Source organism: Mesorhizobium humile, from assembly GCF_033977215.1.
GTDB lineage: Bacteria > Pseudomonadota > Alphaproteobacteria > Rhizobiales > Rhizobiaceae > Mesorhizobium > Mesorhizobium humile.
On the sequence record NZ_JAVIIV010000001.1, the window covers coordinates 87727 to 112870 of the forward strand.

A 25144-nucleotide genomic window follows, 5' to 3' on the forward strand; every position below is an offset into this window, starting at 1 on the left:
GTCACGAAAGGCCTTGTCCGAACCAGTCTTCGATGAAGCGTTCGTAGATTTGCGTCAGCGTCTCGAGGTCGGCAAGCGCGACGCGCTCGTCCACCATATGCATGGTCTTGCCGACCAGGCCGAACTCGACCACCGGGCAATAATCCTTGATGAAGCGCGCGTCCGACGTGCCGCCGGAGGTGGAGAGTGCCGGCGTCTTGCCGACCACCGCCTTGACCGAACCGCTCAGCTTATCGATCAACTTGTCGTCGCGGGTGAGGAAGACATGGCTCGGCCGGTCGCGCCAGACGAGCTCGTAGTCGACCGGCGTCTTCTTGTCCGGCCGGTATTTCTTGCGGCCTGCTGCCTGGTCGAGCCGGTTGTGGATCTCGGCTTGGACCGATTCGGCATCCCAGGTGTCGTTGAAGCGGATGTTGAAAATGGCCGTCGCCTTGGCCGGGATGACGTTGGTCGCCGGATTGCCGACGTCGATCGACGTCACTTCGAGATTGGTCGGCTGGAAATCCTTCGTGCCCTCGTCGAACACCGGATGGAGCAGCGCGTCGACCAGGCTCATCAGCCCGCGCACAGGGTTGTCGGCAAGCTGCGGATAGGCGGCATGGCCCTGGCGTCCGTTGACGGTCACGCTGCCCGACATCGAGCCGCGCCGGCCGATCTTGATCATGTCGCCGAGCGCATCCGGATTGGTCGGCTCGCCGACGATCGAGGCGTCCCATTTCTCACCCTTGGCCGCCGCCCAGTCGAGCAGCTTGGTGGTGCCGTTGATGGCCGGTCCTTCCTCGTCGCCGGTGATCAGCAGCGACACCGAGCCTTTCGGGCCGCCATTCTTCGCGACATGGCGCGCCACCGCGGCGATGAAGCAGGCGATGCCGCCCTTCATGTCGACGGCGCCCCGGCCATACATCTCGCCATTGGCGATTTCGGCGGCGAAGGGCGGATGCGTCCAGGCCGCCTCGTCGCCCACCGGCACGACGTCGGTATGGCCGGCAAACATCAGATGCGGGCCGTTGCCCGAGCGCCGCGCATAGAGGTTTTCGATGTCCGGCGTGCCGTCTTCCGAGAAGACCGGTCGCTCGATCGAGAAGCCGAGAGGCTTCAGCATAGCCTCCAGCGCGACGAGCGCCCCACCTTCGGCGGGCGTCACGGAAGGACAGCGGATCAGGGCGGCAAGATTGGCGGCGGGATCGGTCGGCAATGTCATGGGCAAAGCGATAGTCGAAAGCGTTTGTCGTGTCACGATGGCAGATCATCGCCGGTCATGCCGCCGACAATATGGTTTTCATGGCGTATAAATGCATGCCGCCCAGAAGTGTGCAGCGGTTCTGGGAGAAACGACATGCATCATGGCAAGTCGTGAGCCAAGCGAGGACGAATGCATGGGCGGTGCAACAAGCACGATCGCGATAGCTGGCGCCGGCAGCATCGGCTGCCATGTCGGCGGCTGCCTGGCGCTCGCCGGACGCAAGGTCGTCTTCCTTGGCCGCGGCCGTGTCGTCGAGGCGCTGCGCGAAAGCGGGCTGCGCGTCAGCGATCTTGACGGCCGCGACCGCCGCGTCGAAGCGCAGGCGATTTCGGCGACCGACGATCCGGCAACCGCGCTGCGCGACGCGGACGTCATCCTGGTGACGGTAAAGAGCGGCGCGACCGGCGAGATGGCCGGGCTGATCGCCGCCCACGGGCGCCCGGAAGCCGTGGTGGTCAGCCTGCAGAACGGCGTCGACAATGCCGACAGATTGCGCGCCGCGCTCCCTGGACGGCGGGTGCTGACCGGCATGGTCATGTTCAACGTCGTCCAGTCGCCCGACGGCGAGACGCCGTTGCGTGCGCATCGCGCCAGCCAGGGCGAGGTGATGATCGACGACGGCGTCGATGGCCTTGTCGGTCTGCTCGACGTCGACGGGCTTGCCGTCGAAGCGCGCGCCGACATGAAGGCGGTGCAGTGGAGCAAATTGCTGATGAACCTCAACAATGCCCTGGTGGCGCTCTCCGACCTGCCGCTGGCAAGGCAACTGGCCGACCGAAGCTGGCGCGCCATCCTCGCCGCCGAGATCGACGAGGCGCTCGCCGCGATGCGGGCGGCGGGCATAGCGCCGGCGCGCATCACCGGCCTGCCGCCGTCGCTGCTGCCGAAAGTGCTGCGCCTGCCCGACTGGCTGTTCGGGATTCTGGCGCGCCGCATGCTGGCGATCGACCCTCAGGCGCGCTCGTCGATGTGGGACGACGTCAAACGCGGCCGCCCGACCGAGATCGACGAATTGCAGGGCGCGGTCATTCGCCTGGCCAAGCAAGCGGGCATCCCGACGCCGCTCAACGAACGCGTGACCGCGCTGGTGCGTCAGGCGGAAGCGGCAAAGCGCGGTCCGCCGGGGCTGACGCCGGACGAGGTCAGCGGCGGTCCTCGATCAGCGTGATCTTCTGCCAGATCTTGCGCGACAGGTTGGAGGACAGGTTCTCGATATCGTTGACGGCATTGACGACGACATCGTCATTGACCGACTGCGCGAACAGCGCCGCGATCTTGCCGGTGATCGACAGCATTTCCGAGCAATAGTCGAGATAGCGCGCCAGATCGGCCGCGTTGGTGATGCGGGCGGGCGAGTGCGAGGTCGGCTTGAAGTCGGCCGACAAGGTCGCCGGATCCTTGGTCAACTGGTGCATGTCGATGACATGGATCAGCGAGCGCAGCCCGTGCAGCTGCCGGAACACCTGCTTGCGCTTGATCCGCTCTTCTGTGCGGATCAGCGCCAGCAGCCCGAGCACCGCCAGGATCACCGTATTGATCGTCGCCTCGATGCCCTGCATCGACTGCACGGCATCGTCGGCGCCCGAAATGCGGTCGAGCGGCAGGATGGTGCCGACGAACAGGAACATCGCCACGCCGGCGATGAAGGCCGCGACGATGACGCCGCGCAGCCACCAGATCGGCGCTTCCAGCTCCTTGGCGGCCTTGGCGAGATCTTGCGACAGCGACACCAGTTCGGCGGCGACGGCGCTGAGGCCTCTTTCCGGGAACCGCTCGGCGACACGCTCCTCCAGCCTTTGGGCGGTCTCGATGATCCGCGTCGGATCGAGCGTGCGGTAGCGCATGGCGACCTCAGCTATCGCCCGGCGCGTTGGTGCGCCTGCCGTAGCGGTTCGGTCCGGGATCGCTGCGGAAACAGGCGAGGATGATGAGCAGGATCGGACCGATGATGAGCGAGATCAGCGCGAAATAGGTCGGCTTGCCGAAATCATGGAAGCGCTTTGCCGTAACCGCGAAGGTGGCCCAGGCCGAGATCAACAGCACGCCCCAGCATATCATGGCCCAGTTCTGGCTGGCGGTCGTGTTCAGCTCCACCCGCGCGAACTGGTAGAACGGGAAGAACTGGACAAGCACCAGCAAGATCCCGGCCAGCGCATAGGCGACCGGGCTCAGCCGCCCCGAAAGGCTGAAGAACAGCCAGAGGAATTGCGATCTCTCAGACAACCGCGTCCGCTCCGTTAAAGCAATGTCTCCCGAAAGTGGGAACCGGTTTCGGGACAAAGACATGCGCAAGAAAACCTAAAGCGCAGGGAGCGAATCTGAAAGATCGCGACGCGCTTTACGCAGGATCAATCGCGCAGCAATTCGTTGATCGAGGTCTTCGAACGGGTCTTGGCGTCGACGCGCTTGACGATGACGGCGCAGTAGAGGCTCGGGCCCGGCTCGCCATTGGGCAGCGGCTTGCCCGGCAGCGATCCGGCGACAACCACCGAGTTCGGCGGCACTTCGCCGTAAAACACCTCGCCGGTGGCGCGGTCGACGATCTTGGTTGACTGGCCGATGAACACGCCCATGCCAAGCACCGAGCCCTCGCGCACGATGCAGCCTTCGACCACTTCGGAGCGCGCGCCGATGAAGCAATTGTCCTCGATGATGGTCGGGCCGGCCTGCATCGGCTCCAGCACGCCGCCGATGCCGACGCCGCCGGAAAGATGCACGTTCTTGCCGATCTGGGCGCAGGAGCCGACCGAGGCCCAGGTGTCGACCATGGTGCCCGAATCGACATAGGCCCCGACATTGACGAAGGACGGCATCAGCACGGCGCCCGGCGCGACATAGGCTGAGCGGCGCACGATCGAGGACGGCACGGCGCGGAAGCCGGCCTTCTCGAAGTCGACGGCGCTCCAGCCGTCGAATTTGGACGGCACCTTGTCCCACCACACGGCCTGACCCGGACCGCCCTTGATGATCTCCATCGGATTCAGCCGGAAGGAGAGCAGCACCGCCTTCTTCAGCCACTGGTTGACGTGCCACTTGCCGTCGTCCTGCTTTTCGGCGACGCGGGCGATGCCGCGATCGAGCAGGTCGAGCGCCGCCTGGATGGCCTCGCGCGTCTCGCCGCGCGTCGCTGCCGAAATCGTGTCGCGCTCCTCGAAAGCCTTTTCGATGGTCTTTTCGAGGCTCGCCAGATCAGGCTTCGACATGATTTCGCTCCATTACCAAGCTGTTAAGGGGCTGCGCCTTAACCTGTTTAAAAGTCGCGCGGACCCTATGTTAAGGCTGAATGAGGGTCAATCGCGCCAGCGTCACGGGACGGCGCAAGTAAGGGAATTGGACGGGTGGATTCGATGACTCCCATGGAAAAGGCGGGATGGACGCCGCTGCCGCATTCGGACGAGGACCTGGAACGCTCGAAAAGCGTGCCGGATACCCCGCAGACACGAGCCGAAACCTACCGGCTGGCCTGGAACGATCCCGACTTCATGACCAGGCGCGAATTGCGCGCCGTGCGGCTGCAGCTCGAGCTGCTCAAGCCGGAAATGATCCTGGCCGAACGCGGCATCCGCTCGACCGTCATCCTGTTCGGCGGCGCCCGCCTGCCCGAACCGGGCGGCGAGGCCTGGGCGGCGAAGAACGAGACGCAGAGGAAGAACCTCGAGGCGAACAGCAAATATTACGAGGAGGCGCGCAAATTCGCCCGCCTGTGCTCGCAGCAGTCGGCGACGTCCTATTATCGTGAGTATGTCGTCGTCACCGGCGGCGGGCCCGGCGTCATGGAGGCGGGCAACCGCGGCGCCGACGACGTCGGTGCGCCGTCGATCGGCTTGAACATCGTTTTGCCGCACGAGCAGGCGCCCAACGCCTATGTCACGCCGGAGCTCTGCTTCAACTTCCACTACTTCGCCATCCGCAAGATGCATTTCGTCATGCGCGCCAAGGCGGTAGCGGTGTTTCCGGGCGGCTTCGGCACGATGGACGAATTTTTCGAGACGCTGACGCTCATCCAGACGGGACGCATGGAGCGCGTCCCGGTCATCCTGTTCGGCAAGGCGTTCTGGCAAAGGGCGATCGATCTCGACTTCCTCGCCGAGCAGGGCACGATCTCGCCCGGCGATCAGGACATCATCGATTTCGTCGACACGGCCGACGAAGCGTGGGACATCATCCGCCGCTTCTACAAGTTGGGGGAGTAGGAACTGATGAATTGAAGAATTGGAGAATTGGGGAAAAAGGACGTCCAGATCGTTCGCCTGTTCTCCAGCTCTTCAATTCCTCAGTTCTCCAATTCCTCTACCCCGGAACGGCATCCGGCTCGGTCTGCTCATACGGGCAACTCGGCCAGCCAGCCATTCGAATGCGCGAAGCGCACGATGGCCGCCCGTGAGTGCAGCGCGAGCTTCTCGGTTGCCCTGGTGCGATAGGTCTCGATCGTCTTTATGCTGAGGTTGAGCCGGGACGAGATCTCCTTGTTGCTGTAGCCCTGCGCCACCAGTTGGATGACCGACCGTTCCCGTTCGCTGAGATTGCCGGGATCGCCCTGCGTGGCGCTGCGTGGACTCAATATGCGCGCCGCAAGCGCCGGATCGACATAGTTGTCGCCTGCCAATACGCACCGGATGGCCTGCAGCAGGTCCGTCGCCGTCGACCGCTTGACCACGAAGCCGCGTCCGCCGGCCGCAAGCACCTGGCGCAGGCAGCCCGGGTCCTCATGCGCCGTGAGCGCTATGCAGCTGACCTCGGGAAAGCGTTCGCCGAGCCGTGCGATCAGCGTCACCCCGTTGACGCCCGGAAGCGATATGTCGACCACCGCGACATCGGGCAGCGCCTTGCCGATCCCTTCAAGGGCATCCTCGGCGTTTCCGGCCAGTCCGACGATCGTCAGATCGTCCTGGCTGTTGATCATCGCGCCGACCCCCGACAGGATGATCGGATGGTCGTCGACCACGAATATGCGCCTGGAGCACACCTTAACCTCCATCAGTCTGCCAAAGGCCCTGTCACGCGGAAAGGGTCCTCTTTGTCCTTGATGGTCTAGGCAACTGCCCCGCCTGGCGCGGGACGCCCGTCTGTCTCAGGCCCTAAACGGCCGCAACGGGTAAGCCATCCCCCGCCTAATCCCATGAGGCCGAATTGTAAGTCGTGACTAATGTCCGGGATGTGCAGCGCTTCACGTAGACGAATTTTAAGAAAGGTGCGTCGCGGTTCTGCCATCCGGAACTGTGCAAAAACAGACACTTGGCAAAACGCGATGAACAGGCCCGAAGCCGAAGCGACCATTTCCCCACCCCATCAGACTTTCGTTGGAAGGCGCAGCCTCCCACCCACTTTTCAGTGTGCCAACGGCACATCCGCATAAATGGTAGTTCCTTTCATCCTGGCGGTTTCGACCGTCAACTCACCGCCGACCAGCGCAAGCCGCTCCCGCATTCCGGCAAGTCCCAGGTGACCCGGGCCTGGTTCGGCGCGGCCGTCAAAGCCGCGGCCATCATCCTCGATCGTCAGGCGCATCCGGTCGGCCTGGATATGCGCCGTCACGCTTACCCGGCTTGGCTGGGCATGCTTGCCGATATTGGTAAGCGCCTCCTGCGCGACACGATAAAGCGTGAGCGCGGTCTCTGCGGGCAGTGGGTTCGAAAGGGCTTCGAGGTCCATCTCGCATGCAATGCCGAGCTGGCCGCAAAGCATTGTCGCCAGATCCTCGACCGAAGCGCGCAGGCCGGTGCGATCGAGGTCCGCGGGCCTCAGGTTCCAGGCCGCGTCATGCACCTTGGCGCTCAGCCGATCGATAAGCATCGCGGCACGCGCGAGACGCCCGTCCATCCCTTGCGTGCCGGCACGGACGTTGTGCAACTCCAGCGCGACACTGGCCAGCATCTGGCCGAGGTCGTCATGCAACTCCCGCGACAGCCGCAGGCGCTGCTCTTCCTGCACGGCGACCAAGCGCCGCGCAAGGCTACGGCGCAGGGCCCTATTGTCCTTGCTTGTAGTCATACCCGCCCACATCAACCTTTCTCTTCCCATTGCCGTCGCGGGGGTCGCAAGCCACCTGCGGGTCGGCGAGAAAAGGCATGAATGTCCGCGCAATATACACCCGCCAGATGCCTTTATGCCTGTCAGTTTTTTCCTGATTACTTCAAATTTTCCTGACATGGCGATCAGCAGAAAAACCGACAACCTCCGCTGAACATCCCGAATGTCTCGCCGCTATTTCTGCGTGCATCCTTAGAGCGTCCTCCCGGTCATCTTGAACTGGCCGGGAAGCTCAACACAAACCAAGGAGAACGTCATGAGAAAGATCATCCTGGCCGCGGCCGTCCTGTCGGCTCTGACTGGATCGGCATCCGCAACGTCGGTCGGTAGCGGCAATGGCAACGGCAATGGCAACGTCGGCGTCGGCAACGGCAATGGCAACGGCAACGCCAATACCGGCGCCTTCAACGGCAACTTCAACGGCAACGGCAATTTCGGCATCGGCAACGGTAACGGAAACGGCAACGGCAACTGGGGCGCCTTCAACGGCAACTACAACGGCAACCTGAATGCCGGCATCGCCAACGGCAATGGCAACGGCAACGGCAACTTCGGGTTCGGCAACGGCAACGTGAACGGCAACGGGAACCTCGGCCTCGGCAACGGCAATGCCAACGGCAACGGCAACTGGGGCGCCGGTAACGGCAACGGAAACGGCAACGCCAACCGCTAGCGCTGGTCCAACCGACAGCGTCGCCAAGCCGACGCTGACGTCTCTGGGATCGCCGAGCCACGCGCCCGTCCCCCGCGCAAGGCTATCGCGACATGTCGCCGGCGGTCCCAGTCCTTTTCGAAACAGGGGTCCATTTCAAAAGCCCAATTTCAAGCTTAGCCATGGAAGGAGCTCGCAGATGAAACGCTACGTCATATCGGCGCTATGCCTGGGGTTGTTGAGTGCAACCGCGGCGAAGGCCGACACCACGACGGGCAGCCAGGCCTTCGGCATGTCGGCCGTTCAGGGGGCGGTCGGCAAATACGGCAAAGCCATCGGCTCGGACGTCAGGGGCATGAACCCGCTCGGCAACTTCGGCGGCAATCTCGGCTACAAGAACAGCGGCACCGGCAATGTCGGCGCCTTCAACAGCGGCACCGGCAATGTCGGCGCCTTCAACGGCAACTCCAACACCTCGCCGACAAGCGGCAACGGCAACATTGGCGCCTTCAACGGCAACTCCAACGCCGGTCAATACAACGGTAACAGCAACATCGGTGCCGGCAACGGCAACTTCAACGGCGGCAACTTCAACGGCAACGGCAATGTCGGCGCCTTCAACGGCAACTCCAACGGCCGGGGGAACCGCTGATGACCAGCGTGAGATCAGCCGCGTCCGTTCGGCTTCGCCGGTGCAGCGTGGCGGCGAGGCTGCTTGATGGAAACGGCCTCGCGCTCGGCACGCTGCTTGCCGCGATCCTTGTTGCCGACGCCTCGACCCTGGTCAGAATTGCCGACCTTCCGATCGGCGCTGGCGTGACCAACGGGCTCGGCAATACCGGAAATTTCAACGGCAACGGAAATTCCGGCAACTTCAACGGCAATGGCAACAGCGGCAACTTCAACGGCAACGGTAACGCCGGAAGTTTCAGCGGCAACTTCAATGGCGGCAGCTTCAACGGCAACGCCAATTGCGGCAATGGCCACGGCAACGGCTACTCGTCCGACGGCAATGGCAACGGCAGCGGAGCCGGAGGCACGCCGGCCTGGTGCCGGTATCTGAAGGAGCTAAATGGCCGATTGGGGCTGCCGCCCGGCACGATTCCGGATTTCGACTAGATCCTCAACGCAGAAGTTTTGACCGGTTGGCTGGTGTGCGTTGGCAGATTCCAGGCCTTGGCGATTGGCCGAGACGTTTATCGCGGTCGTCATCCACGGGCGGAGCAAGGAGCGTAGCGACGCGCGCAGACCCGAGGATCCATGCCGTGACTTGGAAGCGCCGCGGCGGTCCAGAATTCTGCACCGTTGCACACTTCGGTCCAGGTAACGGCATGGATTCCAGGGTCTGCGCGCGTCGCTTCGCTCCTTGCTCCGCCCTGGAATGACGAGGTTCAGGAGCCTCCAGCTCGTCACCAGCGTTCGGCTGACTAGCCCGACAAGCCCGCAATCTTTCAAAATCACTGGGGCAGAGGAACTAGATTCCGCCGTCTGCGCTAACAGTGCCCGTTGCGCGCGGACGGCGTACCGACAATCCAGGGTTGGTTCAGGCCATGACGTCGACGATCGCGGTCAGGAAGCCGGCGAGGTCGTCGGTGACGAAATCGACGTCATCCTCGTTTGCGGGGTCGCGTTCCCAGATCTCCGAAAAGGTCGGCTCGAAATTGCGCGGCACCACCAGCACGGTCGTCATGCCGAGCGTTTTCGGCACGGCCAGATTGCGCGCCAGATCCTCGAACATCACGGCATTGTGGCCGGTCACCGAGTGCAATTCGGCAAAACGCTCATAGGTCTGGCGCTCCGGCTTGGGATTCAGCCCCGCCGCGACGATGTCGAATATGTCGTCGAAATGCTCCAGTATGCCGAGCTGGCGCGCGGTGCGTTCGGCATGCCTGCGGTCGCCATTGGTGAAGATGAATTTGCGCCCGGGAAGCTGGCGGATCGCCGCGCCCAGCACAGGGTCCGGCACCAGCCGCGAATAGTCGATGTCATGCACCTTCTCGAGGAAATCGTCGGGGTCGATGCCGTGCCGCTTCATAAGCCCGTTCAGGGTCGTGCCGTATTCCAGGTAGAGTTCCTTCTGCAGCTTGCGTGCGTCGTCGCGCGAAAGCGTCAGCAGCTCGCCGACATAGGCGGTCATCTTCACGTCGATCTGCGCGAACAGGTTCGAGTGATGCGGATAGAGCGTGTTGTCGAGGTCGAACACCCAGTCAGTAACATGGGCGAAGCGGGCGGGATCGGGTGTCGTTGTCATGGTTTTCTTATGGCATGCCGACGCTGAGTTTATCCACAACTTATGCGCGTCACGAATTGTGAAAATGGCGGGTCACTTCAAATTTTATAAGTCCCGGAAAGGTCGCCTTTAACGCTTGCTGGCACAGAGGTTTTCCGTTGGGAGCAAGTGATGAGTCGCATATTTCTGAAGGCCGCTGCCGTGGCGTTCGCTTCGGTCGCCGTCTCGCTGTTGTTGACGCTGATTGTGGTTCCGGCAATGGGCTTTCCGATGAGCCGCACTGTCTGGCTGGCGTCGACGGTTTGCCCGCTCGTGCTCGCCTGGGCTGCCAGCGCCAGCAGCTTCTGGCAGAGCGACCGGTTGCAGAATGCCCATCGCGAGCTTGCCCGGGCCCACGCGCAGCTCGCGGCGGCGCACAGGCGCCTGTCGGACAAGGCAAGCCGCGACGACATGACCGGCATGCTCAACCGCGAAACCTTCTTCGCCGCGCTCGACGGGTCGCGGCGCAAGAGCGATCGCGGCGCGCTGCTCATCATCGACGCCGATCATTTCAAGCGGATCAATGACAGCTACGGTCATCTGACGGGAGACGAAGCGCTGCTTCTGATCGCCGGCGCCATCGAACGCGGCATTCGCAGTGGTGACGTGCTCGGCCGCATCGGCGGCGAGGAATTCGCGGCCTTCCTGGTCGGTGCCAGCGAACCGGAAGCCAAGCATATCGCCGAGCGCATCCGCCGCGAGGTCGAGCTGATCCGTTTCCGCCCCATCGACGAGCGGACCGTGCCGCTTACGGTCTCGATCGGCGGCATAAGCTGCGGCGAGAGCGCGACCGTTTCCGATCTGATGCGCGCCGCCGACCGCAGGCTTTACGAGGCGAAGAACCGCGGCCGCAATCTTTCGATCCTCGACCGCGAACTCCCCGAGGCGGCATGAAGCCTGCCGCGGGCGTCATGCATGTCGCCCAAAGTGCGCAGCGGTTTTGGGACAACGACACGCATCAAAACAAAGACTCGAAAAGCGCGGCGCCTGAATCGGGTTCAGCGCGACGCGCTTTAGGAAAGCCCTAACCATGTCCATATTCAACCGCGCTAAACTTCCGGGTGTAACGCCGTTTTCACCTAGGTTTGGCACGGAATTGGCCTCCTCGGCGCCACGTGTGCCGTTCGGGAACGGCATGCGTGGATCGAGGCCCCTATCGAGAGACGTGTCATGAGCAGGATCATAAGAAAGATGTCGCGCCGCGCGATCGTGCAGTCGCTGCTCGCGCTGCCCGCGCTGTCGCTGTTCCGCAGCCAGCAGCCCGTGGCCGACCCCGATGAAATCGTCGAGATCAATGGCTGGATCCTGCGGCGGAGCGATCTCGCATGATCTTCGACAGCTATGAGGCCTACAAGCAGGCTGGCTTCAAGCCCAAGGCATGCATCCTCGGCTCCGGCCCGGCCGGCACGACGATCGCCAGGAAGCTCGGCGCGGCCGGCATCCCGGTCGTCGTCCTGGAGGCGGGTTCGCGCGAATTCAGCGACGAGTCGCAGGATTTCTATCGCGGCAAGACGGTCGGTGATTTCTATTTCGACCTCGACATCACCAGGCTGCGCTTCATGGGCGGCTCGTCCAACCACTGGGCCGGTTGGTGCCGCGTGCTCGACAAGCAGGATTTCGAGCCCAAGGCCTGGGCGCCGGACACCGGCTGGCCGATCAGCCGCGCCGACATCGAGCCCTATCTGCCGGAAGTCCACGATATCCTCGAGCTTCCCGACTTCCGCCCCGATGTGCCGGTTTCGGACGACATCCGCTGGGTGCAGTTGATCAAGAGCCCGGCGGTGCGCTTCGGCGAGAAGTTCGCCGACGAGCTCGACCAGAGCAAGAACATCGCCGTGGTGCTCAACACCTACGCGACCGAGCTTGCCGGCGACGGCAAGCGCGTCACCGGCGCGAAGCTCTGGTCGAACGGGCAGGACGCCGGTACCTTCAGCGCGGACTATTTCGTCACCTGCACCGGCGGGCTGGAAAACTCGCGGCTGCTTTTGTGGTCGAATGAGCGCTCGAATGGTGGCGTGGTGCCGAACGCAGCGGCGCTCGGTCGCTACTGGATGGAGCATCCGACCTTCGAGGGCGGCAACGCCATCCTCGCCAACTACTCGGAGTTCGAGGTCGACGGCTCGAACGAAGCCTTTTTCTCGCCGACGCTTGCAGCGATGGAGCGGCTGCAGATCATGAATTTCGGCGTCCGCCTGATCGAGAGCCCTTATCCCAATGTGAAGAAGCTGATCGCGGATCTCGCCTGCACCGCGCCCAACATGGCGGAGTGGATGTCGTCCCAGCTCGACCAGAAGCTGCGCTGCGCCGCCCAGCTCTACGTCGCCTGGGAACAGGCGCCGCTCGCCTCGAACCAGATCGAGCTGTCGAAGGCCGATGTCGACCACGCCGGCGTGCCGCGCATCGAATTGCACTGGAAGAAGTCGCCGCTCGAGCGCCGCACGCTGCTCGAGGGCCTCAGGCTGTTCGGGACGACCATGGCGCAGAAGAATCTCGGCCGTGTCCGCATCGACGACTGGATCAGCAATGGCGGCGATTATCCGACCAACGAGGAGACGGCCGGTCACCACCATATGGGCGGCACCCGCATGGGCGCCGATGTCTTGAAGAGCGTCGTCGACGCCAACTGCAAGGTGCACGGCATGGACAACCTCTATGTCGGCGGCTCCTCGGTGTTCTGCACGTCGGGCCAATGCAACCCGACGACGACCATCACCGCGCTCGCCTGCCGCCTGGGCGAGCATCTCGGCAAGGTGATCGCCGTTTGATCTCCGAACGCCAGCGGGCACCGGCGCCTGGAGTGGCAACCGGCCCTGCCTTAGCGCTTTTGGGGAAATTGCGACCTCGCTCAAAGGCCGTAGACGGCGATGCGCACCAGCACGGCCGCGGCGGCAAGCGCCACCAGCAGGATGCCGAGGCCGATGGGCGAGCCCCAGCCATACCATTCCATCGCCAGCTTGGCGTATTTGTACTCCTCCTCATTGGAGAGAGGGGTGCGTTGCTGGATCATGCTCATTTTATCACTCCTTGCCGGCGACCTGGCCCTTGCTTTGCAAAGGGCGTCGTCGCATATTTATACGATAGCCTGAATGTTAGGCAAATTAATAGTTAGATGATCGAAACAAATCCGTCAAGCGCGAAACGCGATGAAATGACCCGGGACCTCGGCCTCGCCGTCATGCGCTGGCAGGACGCTACGCAAGCCTATGACGAGGCGGTGGGCGCGCGGCTGGGTCTGATCGCGGCCGAGCGGCATTGCCTGGGCCTGCTCTATGCCGGACCGCAATCGGCGGGCGCCGTGGCGGCGGCGACAGGACTGACGCCGGCGGCGGTGACGGCCCTGATCGACCGGCTGGAAGCGCGCGGCTACGTCACCCGGACGCGCAGCCTCGAGGACAGGCGCAAGGTGGTGATCGAGGCGACCGAGCGGACCAGGGAGCTGTCGGAGCGCTATTACGGCACCATCGCGCGCGAGGGCGAGAAGGTGGTGGCGAGCTTCAGCGATGCGGAGCTCGCAACCGTGCTGCGCTTCATCAACGCCGCGCTCGAGCTGCAGAGCGAGCAGCTGGCCAGAATCAAGGCCGAGCCCGGCAAAACGTAAACATCCAAAAGAAGCAAAGCGGCTCAGCCGCCTGTCGGCAGCTGGACTGCCCCAGAGTATGGATCCCGAAAAGTGGGAACCGGTTTTCGGAAAAGATCATACTCCAACAAAAGTCAGATCAGGATGACGGTTCAACGAAACGTCATCCTGATCTAATGTCGGTTGGGCGAAAACCGACCACAGAGCAATTCCAGGAAGAGTGCGTTGCGGTTTGGGCTCGGCGACTTCGCCGTAGCCTCTGTCCGGAATTGCGTAAACAACAATCAGACCGTCGCCGGGTCGAGCGCCGGCTGGCCCTTGAACCGCGCCACGATGCCGGCGAGGTCGCCCTTGGCGAAGGCATCGCGCAGCGCATCGAAGGACGGCAGCACGAAATAGGCGCGCTGGAACTTGTCGATCTCATAGCCGGTGCGCATCACCGTCGCGAGATCGAACGGCACATGGTGGGCGTCCTTGCTCTCGACCGCGAACTGCAGCTCGGTGAAGGATGACATCAGCCCGGCGCCGAACGCCTTCACCGGCTGGCCAGGCTCCTGGATGAGGCCGTATTCGGCGCTGTACCAGTAGAGCCTTGTGATCATCTCGTCGCCGCCGAGCGCGATCACGCTCTCCGCCTTCTCGCCATACATCTGCATGAAATCGGCGAACACCGGCTGGGTCAGGATCGGCACATGGCCGAAGAAGTCGTGGAACATGTCCGGCTCGACGATGTAGTCGAGCTCCTTCCTCGTCCGCAGCCAGTTGGTGACCGGGAAGCGCCGGTTGGCGAGATGGTCGAAGAATGGGCCGGCCGGGATCAGGCCCGGCACCGCGACGATTTCCCAGCCCGTCAGCCTGGCGAGCTTCTCGCTCACTTCGTCGAAATCCGGGATCCTGTCGAGCAGGCCGAGCGCCGCGACGCCGTCGAGATAGGAACGGTGCGCGAGCTTCCGGGTCAGCTTCGTCTGGCGATCGCACAGCGTGCGCCACACCGCCTGTTCCTCGGCCGAATAGTCGTAGCCCTGCGCCACGGTGAAATCGGTGCGGCACACCGAATAGTCGCCGCGAAGGCCCTGCGCCGCGCATTCGGCGGCGTAATCGGCAACGCTGATCGTCATCATGTCCTCCTCGAAGATCGTGATCCGCGGATCCTGAAGAGGAGTTTAGGAGCGATCGCTGAGGCAAATCAGCCTTGTTTTGTAGCTCGTCTGCTGATTTCGAGGTAAAAGCACTCGGATCAATGTGAGATCGAGAAGACATGCCTCAATTCGACGATTTCGAGATAAAGATGCTCGACATCCTGCAGCGCGATGGCCGCAAGCCCGTGTCGGAGCTGGCGCAGGAGATCGGCCTATCGACCACGCCTTGCGCGCGCCGCTTCGAGGCGTTGCAGGAAACCGGCATCATCAAGGGCTTTGCCGCCGTGCTCAGCCGCCGCGCCGTCGGCCTGACGGTCGAGGTGTTCATCCAGGTGCGGCTGGTCAGCCACAGCGACGGCTCGCCAGAAAGCTTCATCGCCGCCGTGCAGCGCATGGACGAGGTCTCGTCCTGCTGGACGATGACCGGCGACCACGATTTCCTGCTGCATGTCATGGTGCCGTCGGTGGACGAGCTGAACGCCTTCGTCATGCACCGGCTGATGCGTCTGCCCGGCGTGCGCGACGTCCACACGCAACTGGTGCTGCAGAACATCAAGGGCCCCGGCCATGTGCCGCTCAGCCATCTGCGGCGCTGATTCGGTCAAATCTGGCCAAAAGCTGCGTGGAAACTGCTGAACCGCGCCAAGGCGACTTCGACATCGCCGGTTAGCAAAGCGGACCAATCTGGAGGTCCGCCATGAACTTCGTGCTGATCAATCCGCCGCACACGGCCATCGGCAGCCGCGTGCCCGACGACCATCTGCCGCCGCTTGGGCTGCTGGCGATCGGCGGTCCATTGATCGATTCCGGCCATGAGGTGCGCCTGGTCGACGCCGAATTCGGGCCGATGCCGCTTGCCGTGCTTGTCGACGAGGCCCTGCGCGGCGATCCGGATTTCGTCCTGATCGGCCATTCCGGCTCGACCTCGGCGCATCCGACCGCCTTGAAGATCGCCGAAATGATCAAGGCGCGCGCGCCCGGCGTCATCGTGATCTATGGCGGCGTCTTCCCGACCTATCATTGGCGCGACATCCTCGTCGCGACGGACGTCTTCGATTTCATCGTGCGGGGCGAGGGCGAGGCGACCGCCACGGCGCTGGTCGAGGCGATCGAGATGCGCCAGCCGGTGGCGAGCGTCGCCGGCATCGCCTATCGCGACGACCTTGGCCGCGCTGTCGCCACGCAGCCGGCCATGACCATCGCCGACCTCGACGCCTACCGCGTCGGCTGGGAGCTGATCGATCACCGCCGCTACTCCTATTGGGGCGGCAAGCGGGCGGTGGTGATGCAGTTCTCGCGCGGCTGTCCGCATCTGTGCAACTATTGCGGCCAGCGCGGCTTCTGGACCCGTTGGCGTCACCGCGACCCGGTCAAATTCGCCAGGGAGATCGCCTGGCTCCATCGCGAGCACGGCGTCGAGCTGATCAACCTGGCGGACGAGAACCCGACCTCCTCGAAGAAAGCCTGGCGCGCCTTTCTCGACGCCATGATCGCCGAGAACGTGCCGGTGCTGATCGTCGGCTCGACCCGCGCCGACGATATCGTGCGCGATGCCGATATCCTGCATCTCTATCGCAGGGCTGGCGTCATCCGCTGGCTGCTCGGCATGGAGAACACCGACGAGGAGACCCTGTCGCTGATCCGCAAGGGCGGCAGCACCAAGTCCGATCGCGAGGCGATCCGGCTGCTCAGGCGGCATGGCATCCTGTCGATGGCGACCTGGGTGGCCGGCTTCGAGGACGAGACCTTGCGCGATCTTTGGCGCGGCTTCCGCCAGCTCATCGCTTACGATCCCGACCAGATCCAGGCGCTTTATGTCACGCCGCACCGCTGGACGCCGTTCTTCCGCATCGCCAGCGACCGTAAGGTGATCCAGAAGGACGTGCGTCTCTGGGACTACAAGCACCAGGTTCTGCACATGACGAAGCTGAAACCCTGGATGCTGTTCTTCGCCGTCAAGCTGATCGAAGTCGCGGTGCAATCGCGGCCGAATGCGCTGGCGCGCATCTTCTTCCACCCCGACCCCGAGCAGCGCCATTCGATGCGCTGGTACACCAAGATGGGGCGTCGCGTCTGGTTCCGCGAAGTCTGGGGCTTTCTCGCTCGCGACGGGCGCGTGCCCGATGGCCCGACGCTCGCCGAATTCTGGGGCGCGCCGCAGGACGCCGAGGAGGAATCGATGATCGTCAGGCGGCCGACCCGCAGGCCGGTCGCGCCCGCTATTGAAGACCGGCGCCCACCGGAGGAAGAAAAGTTAGCCGGCTGATTATGACAGTTCACCGAAACGGTGAACTTGCCCTTTCTTAAGGGACGATCAGCGTGCCGGCGCCGTGCTCGGTGAAGAGTTCCAGCAGCACCGAATGCGGCGTCTTGCCGTTGAGGATGACGACACCCTCGACGCCGCGCTCGATCGCCTCGATGCAGGTCTCGACCTTCGGGATCATGCCGCCGGACACCGTGCCGTCCTTGATCAGCGCCTTGGCCTCGGCGACCGTCAGCTCGTCGATCAGCTTCTTGTTCTTGTCGAGCACGCCGGGCACGTCGGTGAGGAAGAGCAGGCGCGAGGCGCGGCAGGCGCCCGCGATGGCGCCGGCGAACGTGTCGGCATTGATGTTGTAGGTGTGGCCGTCGCGGCCCGGCGCCACCGGCGCCAGCACCGGGATCATTTCGGAGCGCGCGAGAAGATCGAGCAGCGTGCGGTCGACCTCGACCGGCTCGCCGACGAAGCCGAGATCGAGCACCCGCTCGATGTTGGAGTCGGGGTCGATCATGGTCTTGCGCGCCTTTTCGGCGAACACCATGTTGCCGTCCTTGCCGCAGAGCCCGATCGCCCACTCGCCCTCGGCGTTGATCAGCGCCACGATCTCCTTGTTGATCGAGCCGGCCAGCACCATTTCGACGATCTCGACCGTCTTCTGGTCGGTGACGCGCAGGCCGCCCTCGAACCTGGATTCGATGCCCATCTTGCTCAGCATCGCGCCGATCTGCGGCCCGCCGCCATGCACGACGATCGGGTTGACGCCGGATTGTTTCAGCAGCGCGATGTCGCGGGCGAAGGCCTTGCCGAGCTCGGTATCGCCCATGGCATGGCCGCCATATTTCACCACCACCGTCTTGTTCTCGTAACGCTGCATATAGGGCAGCGCGCGCGAGAGCAGCGCGGCCTGCATTTCGGCGGTGGCGGCGATGTCCGTCATCGGTATCGATCCCAGTTGAGCATGTCTCCCGAAAGTGGGTACCGGTTTCGGGATGAAGACATGCTTGAAATCAGAGTTAAAGCTTGAATGGCGGCCTCTTAGCGGGAATTGCCGCAGGCCGCAAACGGCTTTCCGGTCACAATGACGAAATCGTGCGTGGGAGGTTCTAAGCGGGGCACCTTGAGCGGCGCGCGCCGCTTCAGCCATCCGACAGCTTCTCCATCTGCGCGGCGAAGGAACCGCGAGATAGAGTGGTTCGCCGGTTCCGTGAAACGGTGAAACGCTCCAGCGGCGCAGGATTTGCTTGGCAACGACCCAGCGCCGAACCGTCTCGGATCGGCCCGCAGCCGCTGCTGGACAACGCTTCCGGCACCCGTTGCAAATAAATCGCAATCTTCTAATTTGCCGCTATGGCGCCGCAGGACATCAGCAAGCTGATCGTCCGGACTTCGATGAAGGACCGGGCCGCGTTCGATCTGCTCTACAAGCAGACCAGCGCGAAACTTTTCGGCGTCTGCCTTCGTGTATTGCGGGACAGGGGAGACGCGGAAGAAGCGCTGCAGGAGGTCTTCGTCAAGATATGGACGAAGGCCGATCGTTTCGCGGTTTCCGATCTGAGCCCGATTTCCTGGCTGGTGGCCGTTGCGCGCAACCATGCGATCGATCGCATCCGGGCGCGGCGCAGTCCTTCTGCCAACATCGATACGGTCCTCGACGTCGCCGATCCGACGCCGGGACCCGAGGCCATGGCTGTGGCGGGCGGCGAGACCGAACGCATCTACCATTGCCTCGACGAACTGGAGAAAGACCGGGCGGCGGCCGTCCGGGGCGCCTATTTGAGCGGCGAAAGTTATGCCGAGCTGGCGGAACGCTTCAAGGTTCCGCTGAACACGATGCGGACTTGGCTGCGGCGAAGCCTGCTCAAGCTTAGAGAATGCCTGGAAAGATGACTCTGGCGGAAGACAACGGACCGGAACGTGGAGGCGACGACCTGCTCGCCGCCGAATACGTTCTCGGCGTTCTGGCGGCCGACGAACGCCAGATCGCTTCCCGTCGCATCGACTCGGAAACGGCATTCGCCCGCCTGGTCGATGCCTGGGAGGTCCACTTCGCGCCGATGGCCGCTGCCTATGTCGCGGTCGAGCCGCCGGCTTCCGTCAAGGTGGCGATCGACCGCCGCCTGTTTGCCTCGTCCGCGTCGACATCCATCGCGCCCAGTAGCAGCGTTTGGGCGAGCCTTGCTTTCTGGCGCGGCCTCGCTGCCGCAGCAATGGCCGCTTTGGCCGTCTATGTCGCCCTGCCTTATGTCAATCCGCCGGCGCCGCAGGCCGAGACCAGGCTGGTCGCCTCTCTGGCCGCCGACAACAGCAACGTCAAATACCTTGCCGTCTATGACGCCGCCCGCCACGAGGTCGGCCTGTCGCTGGTTTCCGGCGATCGCGGCGCCGGCAAGGATTTCGAGCTGTGGATGATCGAGGGCAAGAACGCGCCGGTCTCGATGGGCGTCATCCCCGCCGGCCAGACCGCGCGCATGGCCGTCACCCCGGCCGTCCAGCAGAAGCTGGCGCAAGGCGCCGTGCTTGCCGTCAGCCTCGAGCCTTCGGGCGGTTCGCCGACCGGCCAGCCGACCGGTCCGGTCGTCGCCGCGGGTGACCTCAAGGGCATCTGATACCGGCGGCACATTCTAAAAGTCTAATGAAAGTCTATCTCCTGACTTTGCCAGTCGGATAAAGTTCGCTGTCATCGTTGGCGGGGCGAGCGAAATAGATCGATCGAAGAAAAAATCTCCCGACGTTCGTGAAACTAACTTTTTCCGGGCCCGTATCTCCTCGCGTTCCCAAGGACGGGAAGAAACAACCCGAGGAGACTGACATCATGCGTAAACTCGCCACCCTTTTGCTCGCTTCTACGCTCGGCCTTTCGGCGCTCGGCGCCGTCGCCTATGCCGCCAATCCGATGGTCGGCGGCGCGCCGATGTATGCCAAGAAGAACATCATCGAGAACGCCGTCAATTCGAAGGACCACACCACGCTGGTCGCCGCGGTCAAGGCCGCGGGCCTGGTCGACACGTTGCAGACCCCTGGTCCTTTCACTGTCTTCGCGCCGACCAACGAGGCCTTTGCCGCGCTCCCCGCCGGCACGGTCGACACGCTGCTCAAGCCCGAGAACAAGGACAAGCTGACCAAGATACTCACCTGCCATGTCATCGCCGCCAAGGCGCTGGCCGCCGATGTCGCCAAGATGGCCAAGGCCGATGGCGGCGCCCACCAGGTCAAGACGGTCGGCGGCTGCGAGCTGACGCTCAAGGCGGAGAAGGGCAAGGTCACCGTCACCGACGAGAACGGCAATGTCGCCCACGTCACCATCGCCGATGTCCGCCAGTCGAACGGCGTCATCCACGTCATCGACAAGGTTCTCTTGCCGAAGATGTAACAAAGCGGACCTGGCCGGCGAAGACATGGCTGAGCGCCGGCCGCGACATCCAAGATCCGCGCCGCCGGCAAGGGTGTGCTCCGCGTCGTGCCGCAAGGGCGGCGCGGAGCAGCATCCGAGCAAGGAAACGGACAGAGCGTCACCGGCTTTTGATTTCCGGGCGGCGCTCTATCTTGGCAAAATGCATCAGGAGGAACGGCCATGAACCGTCGCGATTTTCTCTGGAGCGGGGCTGCCGCCACCGCTCTCATCGTCGGATCCGGGGCGATGCTGCGCGCCGGTGGACCAGGACCCGCTCTCGCCGCCGAGACCTTCGAGGTCACCAAGACCGACGCCGAATGGCATGCCATACTGTCGGACGAGGCCTTCGACGTGCTGCGCAAGCAAGGCACGGAATATCCCGGCACCAGCCCGCTGCTCAACGAGCACCGCAAGGGCATCTTCGCCTGCGCCGGCTGCGACCTGCCGGTCTATTCGTCGGAGACGAAATTCGATTCCGGCACCGGCTGGCCGAGCTTCTACCAGGAGATCGCCAATTCCATCGGCAAGACCGTGGACACTTCGCTCGGCATGACGCGCACCGAGGTGCATTGCCGGCGCTGCGGCGGCCATCTCGGCCATGTCTTCGACGATGGCCCGCCGCCCACCGGCCTGCGCCACTGCATCAACGGCGTGGCGCTGAGCTTCAAGCCGGCCGCCGCCTGAAAACTTCGATCTCTCTAAAAGAAATGACCCCGGAAATCGTCGCCGATTTCCGGGGTCACGCGTTGAGGAAGCCAGGCGGGGGTTCCGGCTCCTCAATGGCCTCCGCCGCCACCGCCGCCCTGCTGGGCCGGCTTGTTGATGAACAGCACGAAGAATCCGAGCGAGGCGAACAGCACCGTCAGCATCATGAACACGTCCATGAAGGACAAAAGCGCCGCCTGCTGATGCACCATGCCGGACAGTTTCGAGATCGCGGCGCTTGTGGCGTCGAGGCCGGCGGTCTGCCCGAAATTCTGCGTCATGTTCTGCAGCTTGGTCTGCGCGGCGGAACTGCCCCACTGCACATGCTCGGCGAGCCGCGCGTAGTGGAAGGCGTTGCGGTCGATCAGCACCGTGTTGATCAGCGCCAGGCCGACGGCGCCGCCGAGATTGCGGGTCAGGTTGAACAGGCCCGATGCGTTCTTCAGCCGTTCCGGTGGCAGCGTGCCCAGCGCGATGTTGTTGATCGGCACCATGCACAGCATCATCGAGCAGCCGCGCAGGATCTGCGGGATCAACAGCTCATAGAAATCCCAGTCGGCGGTGAGATGCGTCATCCACCAGGTGCCGGTGGCGAAGCCGAGGAAGCCGATCATCATCATCAGCCTGAGATCGATCTTGTTCGACAGGATGCCGGCAACGGGCGCGGTGAAGAACATCGCCATGCCGCTGACGAACAACGCCTCGCCGATCATCATCGAATCGTATCCGCGGATACGCCCCAGGAACACGGGATAGAGATAGGTGAGCCCGTAAAGCCCTATGCCGACGACGAAGGAGAACAGCGAGCCGAAGGCGAAGTTGACGTTGCTGAACGCCCTCAAATCGACGATCGGCTCCTCGGCGGTGAAGACGCGCCAGAAGAAGATGATGCCGCCGATGGTCATGATGATGGCGCAGGCGAACACCGCCGGCTCCTGCAGCCAGTCATGGTTCGGGCCTTCCTCCAGCACATATTCCATGCAGCCGAGCAAAGCGGCCATGCCGATCAGGCCCCACCAGTCGAACTTCGAGAACAGCTTCAGGTTGGGCTTGTCGAAATCGATCAGCGCCCAGGCCGCCGTCGCCACCAGGATGCCGGGCACGACATTGATCAGGAACAGCCAGTGCCAGGACATGGCGTGGCTGATATAGCCGCCCACCGTCGGGCCGATCGTCGGCGCCAGCGTCGCCACCAGGCCGATCATCGGCGAGACGACGGCGCGCCTGGAGGGTGGGAAGATGGTGAAGGCGGCCGCGAACACGCTGGGGATCATGCCGCCGCCGATGAAACCCTGGATGGCGCGGTAGACGATCATCTGGTCGATATTGGTGGCGGTGGCGGCCAGCGCGCTGGCCGCGGTGAAGCCGGCCGCCGCGGTGGTGAACAGCACGCGCGTCGACAGCATGCGGCTGAGGAAGCCCGACAGCGGGATCATCACCACCTCGGCGATCAGGTAAGCGGTCTGCACCCACGGGATCTCGTCGGAGCTGGCGCTCAGCCCCGCCTGGATTTCCGACAGCGAGGCCGAGACGATCTGGATGTCGAGGATCGCCATGAACATGCCGAACACCATCGCCAGGAAGGCGACGACGCGGCGCACCGGCATATGGTCCGCGGGCAGGGCCGGCGCGGCGGCAGCGACGGAGCGTCCCGGCGCTGATCCTGCGGTGATGGTTGCGGTTGCCATGTCATGGGCTCCCTAAGCAATTCTTGGCACAGCGCGCTTGGCGGTCCCGAATTGCGTCGAAACGGATAAGGCAGGCTGGGCGGCTCGGCGCTCGATTGGCCACCGAACCGCCCCCCAATTAGTTGGTCGTCGAGGCCGGCGCGGTGCGGCTGTCGACCGCGACGACGACGCTCAAGCCGGCGCGCAGCTTGCCGGTCTTCAGCACGTCGGCCGGCACGTCGATGCGCACGGGCACGCGCTGCACCACCTTGGTGAAGTTGCCGGTGGCATTTTCCGGCGGCAGCAGCGAGAACACCGCCCCCGAAGCCGGCGCCAGCGAGGAGACCGTGCCCTCGAAGGTCTGGCCGTCGATCGCGTCGACGGTGATGCGGACCTTCTCACCGGGCACCATGCGGCCGAGCTGCGTCTCCTTGAAGTTGCCGACGATGTAGAGCTTGTCCATCGGCACGACGACGGCGAGCTTCTGTCCGGGGCTGACGAGGTCGCCCTGTTCGACAGAACGGTTGCCGACGACGCCGTCATAGGGCGCCTTCAGCACGGTGAAGGACAGGTCGCGCTGCGCCTTGTCGCGGGTGAGCTGCAGCGAGGCGAGCGTCGAGGCCGATTCCGCGCGCTGCGCTTCCAGAACGCCGATATTGGCCTGCGCCGCGGCGATCTGCGCATCGGCGCCGACAAGCGCCGCCTTGGCCTGGTCGAGCGCGGTCTGGGCGTCGTCGAGCTGGGCCTGCGTGCCGACATGGGTCTTGAGCAGCTGCGCGGCGCGGTCCTGCGCGCGCGCCGCATTGTCGGCTGCGGCCTGGTCCGCGAGCTTCTGCGCCTCGGCCTGCGACAGCGAGGCCTGGGCCGCCTTTGTCTGGGCGTCGATGCGGTCGAGCGTCTTCGCCAATGTGGCGATCTGCGCCTCGGCCTGGGCGACTGCTATTCTGTAGTCGCCATTGTCGATGGCGAAGAGCGGATCGCCGGCCTTGACCTGCTGGTTCTCGCTCACCAGCACCTTGTCGATATAACCGGATATTTTCGGCGACACGAACGACATATCGGCCTGGACATAGGCGTCGTCGGTGGAGATCATGAAGCGGCCGTCGGTCCAATAGTTATACCCATACCAGGAGCCGGCGCCGAGCAGGGCAAGGCCAATGATCGGCAAAAGGAAAGAGCGCACCGAACGCTTCTTCTTGGCAGGCGCTTCGGCCGCCGGCGGCGCTACCGGGGTGGCGGGCTGTACGGGAATTTCCGGCGCTTCGGTCGAGGGTTGGACCTTGGCGTTGGGAAACGTGCGGACTTCGGCGGTGGCGGGCGCGTTCGAGGACATGGCGATCTCTCTGGAATGTCAGTCAGACTGAACCGTTCGGTTCGAATTGGTGATTGACATAGCGCGGAAAGAGGACCATATCAAGAGGAAATCGAACCGAGCGGTTCGAAATATTTTCTAAGGAATGACTTCCATGGTCGAAACGACAGCCGATAGCGATCTGCTCGACTTACGCAAGGGCCGTCCGGCCGCCGGACAGGACCCGGTCAAGCGCGCCCAGATCATCGAGGGCGCCCGCCGCGTCTTCATAGACAAGGGTTTCGAGGCCGCCTCGATGAATGACATCACCCGCGAGGCCGGGGTCTCGAAGGGCACGATCTACGTTTATTTCGAAAACAAGGAAGAGCTGTTCGAGGCTCTCATCGAGGAAGAGCGCGGCACCATCTTCAAGAACTTGTATGAGGTGCTCGATCACTTCGACGACTTGCGCAAGACGCTGGTGAAGTTTGGCATAGCGCTTTCGGTGAAGATCACCTCGGTCAAGGTCATCCAGGCGCAGCGAACCGTAGTCGGCGCCGCCGACCGGATTCCCGAGCTTGGCGCGCGCTTCTACGAGCGCGGTCCGAAGCGCGGCCACGACAGGATGATGGTCTTCCTCGATGAAGCCGTCGGGCGCGGCCTCTTGCAGATCGATGACGTTGATCTCGCCGCCTATCAGTTCACCGAGCTCTGCCTCGCCGGCCTCTTCCGCCAGTGTATCTTTTCCTACCGCACCAAGGCGCCGAGCCAGGCCGAGATCGAGCATGTAGTGCGGTCGGGCGTCGACGTCTTCCTCAAGGCCTACGCCACGGAAAAATTCCTCGCCGAGGAAAAGGCGTTGCAATCGGCCTGACTGCCCCGGGCACTTGAATCCCAAAGCGTGCGAAAGCAAGGCTGAA

The 25144-nt window shown here is 63.6% G+C and carries 28 protein-coding genes; 16 read left to right on the top strand and 12 right to left on the bottom strand.

Features of this window, described 5'->3' with window-relative positions; translation table 11 throughout:
* Position 1: 1 nt before the first annotated feature.
* Positions 2-1201, bottom strand: a complete 1200-nt coding sequence (dapE, locus tag RFM52_RS00445) for a succinyl-diaminopimelate desuccinylase (protein WP_320293902.1) — start codon at positions 1199-1201, stop codon at positions 2-4.
* 175 nt (positions 1202-1376) lie between these two features.
* On the opposite strand from dapE, the gene RFM52_RS00450 reads away from it, so the two are divergent.
* Positions 1377-2411 (top strand): 2-dehydropantoate 2-reductase, encoded by a 1035-nt coding sequence (locus RFM52_RS00450; RefSeq protein ID WP_320293903.1) that lies wholly within the window; start codon positions 1377-1379, stop codon positions 2409-2411.
* Here RFM52_RS00450 and RFM52_RS00455 read toward each other — a convergent pair.
* From RFM52_RS00455 to dapD, 3 genes are all read right to left on the bottom strand, one after another.
* A complete protein-coding gene (locus RFM52_RS00455) occupies positions 2386-3087 on the bottom strand; it encodes a hypothetical protein (protein WP_320293904.1) in 702 nt (233 codons plus the stop codon). The genes RFM52_RS00450 and RFM52_RS00455 overlap by 26 nt on opposite strands.
* A 7-nt stretch (positions 3088-3094) precedes the next feature.
* A complete protein-coding gene (locus tag RFM52_RS00460; protein ID WP_320293905.1) occupies positions 3095-3466 on the bottom strand; it encodes a DUF805 domain-containing protein in 372 nt (123 codons plus the stop codon).
* 125 nt (positions 3467-3591) lie between these two features.
* Positions 3592-4446, bottom strand: coding sequence for a 2,3,4,5-tetrahydropyridine-2,6-dicarboxylate N-succinyltransferase (dapD, locus tag RFM52_RS00465; protein WP_320293906.1), 855 nt, complete (start codon positions 4444-4446; stop codon positions 3592-3594).
* A gap of 144 nt (positions 4447-4590) precedes the next feature.
* Between dapD and RFM52_RS00470 the strand changes: the two genes are divergently transcribed.
* Positions 4591-5436, top strand: a complete 846-nt coding sequence (locus RFM52_RS00470) for an LOG family protein (protein ID WP_320293907.1) — start codon at positions 4591-4593, stop codon at positions 5434-5436.
* 128 nt (positions 5437-5564) lie between these two features.
* On the opposite strand, the gene RFM52_RS00475 is transcribed toward RFM52_RS00470, so the two are convergent.
* Positions 5565-6209, bottom strand: coding sequence for a response regulator transcription factor (locus tag RFM52_RS00475; RefSeq protein ID WP_320293908.1), 645 nt, complete (start codon positions 6207-6209; stop codon positions 5565-5567).
* Positions 6210-6571: 362 nt separating this feature from the next.
* Entirely contained in the window at positions 6572-7174 is a 603-nt protein-coding gene (locus RFM52_RS00480) for a sensor histidine kinase (RefSeq protein ID WP_320294443.1), read from the bottom strand.
* Positions 7175-7529: 355 nt separating this feature from the next.
* Here RFM52_RS00480 and RFM52_RS00485 point away from each other — a divergent pair, with 355 nt between their 5' ends.
* The 3 genes from RFM52_RS00485 to RFM52_RS00495 all read left to right on the top strand — a co-directional run bounded on the left by RFM52_RS00485 (position 7530) and on the right by RFM52_RS00495 (position 9044).
* Entirely contained in the window at positions 7530-7946 is a 417-nt protein-coding gene (locus RFM52_RS00485) for a hypothetical protein (RefSeq protein WP_320293909.1), read from the top strand.
* A gap of 178 nt (positions 7947-8124) precedes the next feature.
* Positions 8125-8577, top strand: coding sequence for a hypothetical protein (locus tag RFM52_RS00490; protein ID WP_320293910.1), 453 nt, complete (start codon positions 8125-8127; stop codon positions 8575-8577).
* Positions 8577-9044, top strand: a complete 468-nt coding sequence (locus tag RFM52_RS00495) for a hypothetical protein (RefSeq protein ID WP_320293911.1) — start codon at positions 8577-8579, stop codon at positions 9042-9044. Before RFM52_RS00490 ends, RFM52_RS00495 begins: the two co-directional genes overlap by 1 nt.
* A gap of 424 nt (positions 9045-9468) precedes the next feature.
* On the opposite strand, the gene RFM52_RS00500 is transcribed toward RFM52_RS00495, so the two are convergent.
* Positions 9469-10176: a pyrimidine 5'-nucleotidase gene (locus RFM52_RS00500; RefSeq protein WP_320293912.1), complete on the bottom strand. Its 708-nt coding sequence runs from the start codon at positions 10174-10176 to the stop codon at positions 9469-9471.
* 150 nt (positions 10177-10326) lie between these two features.
* Between RFM52_RS00500 and RFM52_RS00505 the strand changes: the two genes are divergently transcribed.
* The 3 genes from RFM52_RS00505 to RFM52_RS00515 all read left to right on the top strand — a co-directional run bounded on the left by RFM52_RS00505 (position 10327) and on the right by RFM52_RS00515 (position 12959).
* Positions 10327-11088: a GGDEF domain-containing protein gene (locus tag RFM52_RS00505; RefSeq protein ID WP_320293913.1), complete on the top strand. Its 762-nt coding sequence runs from the start codon at positions 10327-10329 to the stop codon at positions 11086-11088.
* Between the two features lie 276 nt (positions 11089-11364).
* Complete coding sequence (locus RFM52_RS00510) at positions 11365-11523, top strand: hypothetical protein (RefSeq protein WP_320293914.1); 159 nt, start codon at positions 11365-11367, stop codon at positions 11521-11523.
* The gene (locus tag RFM52_RS00515; RefSeq protein ID WP_320293915.1) at positions 11520-12959 is read left to right on the top strand and encodes a GMC family oxidoreductase; all 1440 of its coding nucleotides are present in this window, start codon (positions 11520-11522) and stop codon (positions 12957-12959) included. The genes RFM52_RS00510 and RFM52_RS00515 overlap by 4 nt, the downstream gene beginning before the upstream one ends.
* 80 nt (positions 12960-13039) lie before the next feature.
* On the opposite strand, the gene RFM52_RS00520 is transcribed toward RFM52_RS00515, so the two are convergent.
* Positions 13040-13207 carry a hypothetical protein gene (locus RFM52_RS00520; RefSeq protein ID WP_320293916.1) on the bottom strand — a complete coding sequence of 56 codons (168 nt, stop codon included), beginning with the start codon at positions 13205-13207 and terminating at the stop codon, positions 13040-13042.
* A 96-nt stretch (positions 13208-13303) separates the two neighbouring features.
* On the opposite strand from RFM52_RS00520, the gene RFM52_RS00525 reads away from it, so the two are divergent.
* Positions 13304-13792: a MarR family winged helix-turn-helix transcriptional regulator gene (locus RFM52_RS00525; RefSeq protein WP_320293917.1), complete on the top strand. Its 489-nt coding sequence runs from the start codon at positions 13304-13306 to the stop codon at positions 13790-13792.
* 263 nt (positions 13793-14055) lie between these two features.
* Here the strand turns inward: RFM52_RS00525 and phhA are convergent, their stop codons facing one another.
* Positions 14056-14892, bottom strand: coding sequence for a phenylalanine 4-monooxygenase (gene phhA, locus RFM52_RS00530; protein ID WP_320293918.1), 837 nt, complete (start codon positions 14890-14892; stop codon positions 14056-14058).
* Between the two features lie 137 nt (positions 14893-15029).
* On the opposite strand from phhA, the gene RFM52_RS00535 reads away from it, so the two are divergent.
* Both RFM52_RS00535 and bchE read left to right on the top strand, forming a co-directional pair.
* Positions 15030-15506, top strand: a complete 477-nt coding sequence (locus RFM52_RS00535) for an Lrp/AsnC family transcriptional regulator (protein WP_320293919.1) — start codon at positions 15030-15032, stop codon at positions 15504-15506.
* A 101-nt stretch (positions 15507-15607) separates the two neighbouring features.
* Positions 15608-17176, top strand: coding sequence for a magnesium-protoporphyrin IX monomethyl ester anaerobic oxidative cyclase (gene bchE, locus RFM52_RS00540; RefSeq protein WP_320293920.1), 1569 nt, complete (start codon positions 15608-15610; stop codon positions 17174-17176).
* A gap of 37 nt (positions 17177-17213) precedes the next feature.
* On the opposite strand, the gene argB is transcribed toward bchE, so the two are convergent.
* Positions 17214-18107, bottom strand: coding sequence for an acetylglutamate kinase (gene argB, locus RFM52_RS00545; protein ID WP_320293921.1), 894 nt, complete (start codon positions 18105-18107; stop codon positions 17214-17216).
* 410 nt (positions 18108-18517) lie between these two features.
* Between argB and RFM52_RS00550 the strand changes: the two genes are divergently transcribed.
* The 4 genes from RFM52_RS00550 to msrB all read left to right on the top strand — a co-directional run bounded on the left by RFM52_RS00550 (position 18518) and on the right by msrB (position 21245).
* Complete coding sequence (locus RFM52_RS00550) at positions 18518-19057, top strand: sigma-70 family RNA polymerase sigma factor (protein WP_320293922.1); 540 nt, start codon at positions 18518-18520, stop codon at positions 19055-19057.
* Positions 19054-19776: an anti-sigma factor gene (locus RFM52_RS00555; protein ID WP_320293923.1), complete on the top strand. Its 723-nt coding sequence runs from the start codon at positions 19054-19056 to the stop codon at positions 19774-19776. Before RFM52_RS00550 ends, RFM52_RS00555 begins: the two co-directional genes overlap by 4 nt.
* A 206-nt stretch (positions 19777-19982) precedes the next feature.
* Complete coding sequence (locus tag RFM52_RS00560) at positions 19983-20540, top strand: fasciclin domain-containing protein (protein ID WP_320293924.1); 558 nt, start codon at positions 19983-19985, stop codon at positions 20538-20540.
* Between the two features lie 201 nt (positions 20541-20741).
* Positions 20742-21245 carry a peptide-methionine (R)-S-oxide reductase MsrB gene (gene msrB / locus RFM52_RS00565; RefSeq protein ID WP_320293925.1) on the top strand — a complete coding sequence of 168 codons (504 nt, stop codon included), beginning with the start codon at positions 20742-20744 and terminating at the stop codon, positions 21243-21245.
* Positions 21246-21337: 92 nt separating this feature from the next.
* Here the strand turns inward: msrB and RFM52_RS00570 are convergent, their stop codons facing one another.
* Positions 21338-22954 carry a DHA2 family efflux MFS transporter permease subunit gene (locus RFM52_RS00570; RefSeq protein WP_320293926.1) on the bottom strand — a complete coding sequence of 539 codons (1617 nt, stop codon included), beginning with the start codon at positions 22952-22954 and terminating at the stop codon, positions 21338-21340.
* Between the two features lie 118 nt (positions 22955-23072).
* A complete protein-coding gene (locus RFM52_RS00575; protein WP_320293927.1) occupies positions 23073-24266 on the bottom strand; it encodes an HlyD family secretion protein in 1194 nt (397 codons plus the stop codon).
* 133 nt (positions 24267-24399) lie between these two features.
* Here RFM52_RS00575 and RFM52_RS00580 point away from each other — a divergent pair, with 133 nt between their 5' ends.
* Positions 24400-25098, top strand: coding sequence for a TetR/AcrR family transcriptional regulator (locus RFM52_RS00580; protein WP_320293928.1), 699 nt, complete (start codon positions 24400-24402; stop codon positions 25096-25098).
* The last annotated feature ends 46 nt before the right edge of the window (positions 25099-25144 follow it).

Coding starts and splice junctions, on each gene's coding strand:
- RFM52_RS00485 (WP_320293909.1), top strand. CDS start 7,530: ATGAGAAAGATCATCCTGGCCGCGGCCGTCCTGTCGGCTCTGACTGGA.
- RFM52_RS00505 (WP_320293913.1), top strand. CDS start 10,327: ATGAGTCGCATATTTCTGAAGGCCGCTGCCGTGGCGTTCGCTTCGGTC.
- RFM52_RS00575 (WP_320293927.1), bottom strand. CDS start 24,266: ATGTCCTCGAACGCGCCCGCCACCGCCGAAGTCCGCACGTTTCCCAAC.
- RFM52_RS00495 (WP_320293911.1), top strand. CDS start 8,577: ATGACCAGCGTGAGATCAGCCGCGTCCGTTCGGCTTCGCCGGTGCAGC.
- dapD (WP_320293906.1), bottom strand. CDS start 4,446: ATGTCGAAGCCTGATCTGGCGAGCCTCGAAAAGACCATCGAAAAGGCT.
- RFM52_RS00510 (WP_320293914.1), top strand. CDS start 11,365: ATGAGCAGGATCATAAGAAAGATGTCGCGCCGCGCGATCGTGCAGTCG.
- RFM52_RS00515 (WP_320293915.1), top strand. CDS start 11,520: ATGATCTTCGACAGCTATGAGGCCTACAAGCAGGCTGGCTTCAAGCCC.
- msrB (WP_320293925.1), top strand. CDS start 20,742: ATGAACCGTCGCGATTTTCTCTGGAGCGGGGCTGCCGCCACCGCTCTC.
- phhA (WP_320293918.1), bottom strand. CDS start 14,892: ATGATGACGATCAGCGTTGCCGATTACGCCGCCGAATGCGCGGCGCAG.
- RFM52_RS00450 (WP_320293903.1), top strand. CDS start 1,377: ATGGGCGGTGCAACAAGCACGATCGCGATAGCTGGCGCCGGCAGCATC.
- RFM52_RS00570 (WP_320293926.1), bottom strand. CDS start 22,954: ATGGCAACCGCAACCATCACCGCAGGATCAGCGCCGGGACGCTCCGTC.
- RFM52_RS00555 (WP_320293923.1), top strand. CDS start 19,054: ATGACTCTGGCGGAAGACAACGGACCGGAACGTGGAGGCGACGACCTG.
- argB (WP_320293921.1), bottom strand. CDS start 18,107: ATGACGGACATCGCCGCCACCGCCGAAATGCAGGCCGCGCTGCTCTCG.
- RFM52_RS00500 (WP_320293912.1), bottom strand. CDS start 10,176: ATGACAACGACACCCGATCCCGCCCGCTTCGCCCATGTTACTGACTGG.
- RFM52_RS00580 (WP_320293928.1), top strand. CDS start 24,400: ATGGTCGAAACGACAGCCGATAGCGATCTGCTCGACTTACGCAAGGGC.
- RFM52_RS00550 (WP_320293922.1), top strand. CDS start 18,518: ATGGCGCCGCAGGACATCAGCAAGCTGATCGTCCGGACTTCGATGAAG.
- RFM52_RS00490 (WP_320293910.1), top strand. CDS start 8,125: ATGAAACGCTACGTCATATCGGCGCTATGCCTGGGGTTGTTGAGTGCA.
- RFM52_RS00535 (WP_320293919.1), top strand. CDS start 15,030: ATGCCTCAATTCGACGATTTCGAGATAAAGATGCTCGACATCCTGCAG.
- bchE (WP_320293920.1), top strand. CDS start 15,608: ATGAACTTCGTGCTGATCAATCCGCCGCACACGGCCATCGGCAGCCGC.
- RFM52_RS00560 (WP_320293924.1), top strand. CDS start 19,983: ATGCGTAAACTCGCCACCCTTTTGCTCGCTTCTACGCTCGGCCTTTCG.
- RFM52_RS00520 (WP_320293916.1), bottom strand. CDS start 13,207: ATGAGCATGATCCAGCAACGCACCCCTCTCTCCAATGAGGAGGAGTAC.
- RFM52_RS00525 (WP_320293917.1), top strand. CDS start 13,304: ATGATCGAAACAAATCCGTCAAGCGCGAAACGCGATGAAATGACCCGG.
- RFM52_RS00455 (WP_320293904.1), bottom strand. CDS start 3,087: ATGCGCTACCGCACGCTCGATCCGACGCGGATCATCGAGACCGCCCAA.
- RFM52_RS00470 (WP_320293907.1), top strand. CDS start 4,591: ATGACTCCCATGGAAAAGGCGGGATGGACGCCGCTGCCGCATTCGGAC.
- dapE (WP_320293902.1), bottom strand. CDS start 1,201: ATGACATTGCCGACCGATCCCGCCGCCAATCTTGCCGCCCTGATCCGC.